This is a genomic window from Sphingomonas sp. FUKUSWIS1, assembly GCF_000733135.1.
Classification (GTDB): Bacteria; Pseudomonadota; Alphaproteobacteria; order Sphingomonadales; family Sphingomonadaceae; genus Sphingomonas; species Sphingomonas aerolata.
This window is the reverse complement of sequence record NZ_JPJC01000242.1, coordinates 66462-69760: the sequence shown is the minus strand read 5'-3', so window position 1 is coordinate 69760 and position 3299 is coordinate 66462. Positions and strand designations below refer to the sequence as shown.

At 69.1% G+C, this 3299-nt stretch carries 5 protein-coding genes; all 5 read left to right on the top strand.

The genetic code is table 11. The annotated features are described in order from the left end of the window. A partial coding sequence (locus sphsw_RS15185; RefSeq protein WP_031441351.1) for an SH3 domain-containing protein occupies positions 1–378 on the top strand: 378 nt, incomplete at its 5' end. 32 nt (positions 379–410) lie between these two features. After that, on the top strand, positions 411–878 hold the full coding sequence (locus sphsw_RS15180; protein ID WP_031441350.1) for a GNAT family N-acetyltransferase: 468 nt from the start codon (positions 411–413) through the stop codon (positions 876–878). Between the two features lie 75 nt (positions 879–953). After that, entirely contained in the window at positions 954–1727 is a 774-nt protein-coding gene (locus sphsw_RS15175) for a prepilin peptidase (protein ID WP_235188413.1), read from the top strand. Next, the gene (locus tag sphsw_RS15170; protein WP_052380969.1) at positions 1724–2167 is read left to right on the top strand and encodes a hypothetical protein; all 444 of its coding nucleotides are present in this window, start codon (positions 1724–1726) and stop codon (positions 2165–2167) included. Before sphsw_RS15175 ends, sphsw_RS15170 begins: the two co-directional genes overlap by 4 nt. Positions 2168–2321: 154 nt before the next feature. After that, positions 2322–3299: POTRA domain-containing protein (locus sphsw_RS20600; protein ID WP_327195652.1), on the top strand; the 978-nt coding region annotated here is incomplete at its 3' end.

The following is a 3299-nucleotide window of genomic DNA, read 5'->3' as shown; positions in this document are numbered from 1 at the left end:
GGGCGCGCGCGGTTGCGGACCGGTCCGGCCCGCGCCTATCCCGCCAGCTGGCTGTATCAGCGTGCCGACCTGCCTGTGCGCGTGATCGCGATCCACAAGGAATGGCGCAAGATCGCCGATCCGGACGGCACCGAAGGCTGGATGCAGGCCAATCTGATGAGCAGCACGCGCACCGCGATCGTGCGCGGCACGACCCCGATCGCGATCCTCGACCGCCCGAGCGAAAGCGGACGCCTGCAATGGCGCGCGGCCCCCGGCGTCGTCGGTCGGCTGAGCCAGTGCGGCAATGGCTGGTGCAAGATGGACATCAAGGGGCAGGCCGGTTTCGTGCGCGTCGACGCGCTGTGGGGAATCGATGCGGACGAAGCGCTGCCCTGAGTGATGACGGGGCATCGCACCCGGATCGCGTCATGCGGATAGAGCGCGACCATCTGACGCGCGATGCGGTCGTCGATCTGGTCGCGCTGCACCAGCGCGCCGCGCACGCCAATTCGCCGCCGGGCTGTGTCTTTGCCCTCGACCTCGTCGGGCTCCGCGATCCGTCGGTAGTTGTGTGGTCCGCCTGGGACGGGACGGGGGACGAATCGGCGCTGCTCGGGATCGTCGCGGTGAAGTCGCTCGACGCGGGGCATTGCGAGCTGAAATCGATGCGGACGCATCCCGATCATGTGCGCCGCGGGGTCGGGGCGGCGCTGCTCGATCATGCGACCCGCCATGCCAGAGACATGGGCGCGACCCGGATCAGCCTCGAGACCGGGAGCAACGCCGCCTATGCCGCGGCGCGCGCGCTGTACGAACGCGCGGGCTTTGTCCGCTGTAAGCGGTTCGGGTCCTATCCGCCCTCGCGGTTCAGCCGATATTACACGCTGGATCTCTGACGGCGGCAGCGCTGGCCGGGATCGGGTTGCGCGCACCGGCTTGACGGCGCGGGACGTGCCCGGCACGCGCGGCGGATGATCGACGCCATGCCCGTGCCGAGCCCGACGATCGCCGCGGCGGCGCTGGGCGTGCTCGGTGCGATCGTCGGCAGCTTCATCGCCGCGCTGGTGATTCGCTGGCCGCAGGACCGGTCGGTCGTTCGCGGGCGGTCGGCGTGCGATGCGTGCGGGCGCACGCTGACCGCGATCGATCTCGTCCCACTGGTCAGTGCGCTGCTGCTGCGGGGGCGGTGTCGGTCTTGCGGTGCGCAGATCGATCCGTTGCACTGGCGGATCGAGGCGTGCGGGCTGGCGATCGGTATCGCCGCGGGGCTCGTCGCGCCGGGGCAGGCTGCCTTGTGGGGTGCGGTCTTCGGCTGGCTGTTGCTGGCACTCGCCGCGCTCGACCTCGTCGCCTTCTGGCTGCCCGACCGTCTGACCCTCTTGCTCGCGCTCGGCGGTGCGGCGGGCGGTGTTGCCGGACTGGCGCCCGGGGGACTTGACCGTCTGATCGGCGGGGTCGCGGGGTTCGCCCTGCTCTGGACGATCGCGGCAGGTTATCGCCGGATCCGCGGACATGACGGGATGGGCGGCGGCGATCCCAAGCTGTTCGGTGCGATCGGGCTGTGGCTCGGCTGGCAGATGCTGCCCGCCGTGTTGCTGATCGCCAGCATGGTCGGGCTGGGCGCGGTGCTGACGATGCGCGTCGGCGGCAAACCCGTGACCGGGCAGACCGCGATGCCGTTCGGCGCATTGCTGGCGATCGCGGCTTATCCGGCCTGGCTCTTCATGATAGCGTCGGGCGGATGATGCTATTGCTTATCGCTGCGGCCGTGCAGGCCGCCACGCCCGCCAAGACGGTGCCCGGCGACACCACCAAGGCTCCCGCGACGCTCGGTCCGATCGGCAAGCAGGCGATGCCCGCACGGGGATGCGCGGCGTATCTCTGGTCGACGGGCGACCGCGCGCTGGTGGCGATGGCGACCGCCGATTCGGCCCGGTTGCGTCTGGCGGTCGACGGCAAGCCGGTCGATTATGCGCGAGTCGACGAGGCCGGCCCGGGTGGCTACGGCTTTGCCGGGGTCACGACCTATCGCGGTGGAGATCTGACCGTCGCACTCGACATGACGATCGTCACGCGCGAGGATCTGGCGTCAGGCGCGATGGTGCCCAATGCGACGCTACGGCTTGAGCGGCCGGGCCGCGACACCATCGTCCTTCCGGTGGCCGGTATGATCGGCTGCGTGTGAATCGCCGGATGACGGAAACCAACCCAAGTTTCGTGCGTTGCGAGGGATTAACGGGGATGAATCGAACGCGGTCGCCCTTCGAAAGGGGATCGTGTTTCCTGTGACGAGTTCGACAAGACGGCACTATTGGCTCGCGATCGCTCTGGCGGCGAGTGTGGCCGCTCCCGGCGAAGCCCAGCTCGCAAAGCCCGGTACCGCGCCCGCAAAGGGACCCGACGCACCCACGGCCGAGCAGCGATCCGACACAGGTGTCGCCGATCCCAAGGGCAACGCCCCGATCGTCCCCGACGCGGAATTCAACCAGGCGCTGCCGCCGCTTTCGAACGACATCAACGCACCGCTCGAGCCGATGGCGAGCGAGACGGCGCCCGTGACCCCCGCGACGGATGTGACCCCCGCGACGACCGCGTCGGGCGCCGTCTTGCCCCCCACCGGTCCCGAAGATCCGCAGCTGGTCGTGCCGCTTCCCGCGCTCGCGAGCTACGACACGGCACCACTGGCGACTGCTGCGGACATCAAGGACAAGGATGCGCCCGAGATCCGTTACGACGCGGAGATTAAGGGTCTGGCCGATGCCGGCGACGGGCTCGAGGCGCGCTACAAGGCCCTGTCCGCGCTGAAGGGCGGCGGCAAGGCGGCGAACACGACGCAGGTTTCGGCGCGCGCGAAGGAAGACGAGGCGCTGGTCGTCCGGCTGCTGAAGTCGCTCGGCTATTATGACGCGACCGCAGTCTCGACGATCGAAACCGTGCCCGAAAAGCCCGGGCGGCTGAAGGCAATCGTCAGCGCGCAGCCGGGACGGCTCTACACGCTCGGCTCGATCGACGTGAAGACCGCGCAGACCATTCCGCCGGATCTGGTGCGCAGCCAGTTGCCGTTGAAGGTCGGCGATCCGATCCAGGCGGACCGGATCCAGGGGGCGGAGGCCAATGTCTCGCTGATGTTGCCGCAGATGGGCTATCCGTTCGTCAAGGTCGGCGAGCGCGACATCCTGCTCGACGACGAGGCGCAGGTCCCGACCGGTGCCTATACGCTGCCCGTGGATACGGGGCCGCGCGCCTCGTTCGGGCAGTTGCGCACCGAAGGCGACGCGGTGTTCGACATCGAGCATCTGAACGTCTTTCCGCGGTTC

Coding starts and splice junctions, on each gene's coding strand:
- sphsw_RS15170 (WP_052380969.1), top strand. CDS start 1,724: ATGATGCTATTGCTTATCGCTGCGGCCGTGCAGGCCGCCACGCCCGCC.
- sphsw_RS15180 (WP_031441350.1), top strand. CDS start 411: ATGCGGATAGAGCGCGACCATCTGACGCGCGATGCGGTCGTCGATCTG.
- sphsw_RS15175 (WP_235188413.1), top strand. CDS start 954: ATGATCGACGCCATGCCCGTGCCGAGCCCGACGATCGCCGCGGCGGCG.